We start from the raw sequence: 1,135 nt of genomic DNA, 5'->3' as shown, positions 1-1,135 counted from the left end.
CGGCCACCGCCCTGCGGTCGGGTCGGCGCGGCCGGCACCACCCGCTGGAACAGCTCCCACAACTCGTCCGGCACCAGGCGCTCCACGATCATCACGCGACCAGCTTACAAGCCCAAATGAGATGACTTCTGAACCCGATCGGCCCCGCGCCCTCTCGGGCTTCATCGGCTTTGTACGCGAGCCGTGAGAGTGCCTGTTGCTGAGCGGCGAGAGCGTCCCGCACCACGGAAGAGTGGTGTCGCCGAGTTTCGAGAACACCTGGCTGCGCGCTTCGGAGCCGTGGTTGTGCTCTCCACGACGAGGGGGCCAGGGTGCTGCCGAAGTCCAAGGTCGACCTGTACGCGGCGATCCGCCGCGACTCGCGTAACGGCCTGTAGAACCGCGCCTTCATGCGGAAATACGGCGCCGGCTTCCTGATGTGAAGAAAGCGCTGGAGCCGGCTCGGCCCGAGCTGCGCAAGCAGCTGGCGCCCAGGACGACACGGCTGCATCCGTTTACGCCACTGATCGACCAGATGGCGGCGAGCAGAGCCTCGCCCGGGTCGGCGAGGCCGACGGGGGCCACCAGGCCCGACGGCCATGCCAAGGCGGGCCTGGTGGAGCATCAGAGCACGTGCCTCTCGGCGTCAGTGACCAGGACGGTCGCGGAGACGACGCGCAGCGGACCGATGCGGTGCTCGCGCCACAAGCGGAGCACCCGCGCCTCGACCTCGGCGAGAGTCCTGCCGGGCCGGCGTTGGGGCCGACTGGGACGGTCCGCTCCTTCGGCGACGCCGAGCCGCCCGGTAGCGGGTGGCCCAGCGGGCTGCGGTGGTGCGGTCGGCCTGGAAGCGTTTCGCGGCCCACCGCACCGACCAGCCATCGTCCACGACACAGCGGGCGAGCCGAAGGCGCCCGGTCTCGGCCAACGGGCATTGCGGTAGGCATGAGAGCCTCCCAGGCCAGGTGGAGATGTCGCGATCCACACCGGCCCCGGAGGCCCTCAACCCTTCAAGGATCCAGCACGCGTATCACCAACGTCCCGGAGCAGTACAACTAGAGGTTGTACCAGCCGCCCCAGGTGGAGTTGGTGTAGTTGGTGTCCTGGCTGTGGGTGAGGCCGTCGGTGGTGTGGGCGTAGAGGTGGACGGTGGTGC

The 1,135-nt window shown here is 69.0% G+C and carries 1 pseudogene; it reads right to left on the bottom strand.

Going from position 1 to position 1,135, the window contains the following annotated elements:
- Window positions 1-606: 606 nt before the first annotated feature.
- Window positions 607-952: pseudogene (locus OO48_RS40520) on the bottom strand (helix-turn-helix domain-containing protein); the annotation flags it as partial.
- Window positions 953-1,135 lie beyond the last annotated feature (183 nt).

The organism is Kitasatospora phosalacinea (genome assembly GCF_000716545.1).
Taxonomy (GTDB): Bacteria; Actinomycetota; Actinomycetes; order Streptomycetales; family Streptomycetaceae; genus Kitasatospora; species Kitasatospora phosalacinea.
The sequence above is the reverse complement of the archived record's forward strand: the minus strand, read 5'-3'. Positions and strand labels throughout refer to the sequence as shown.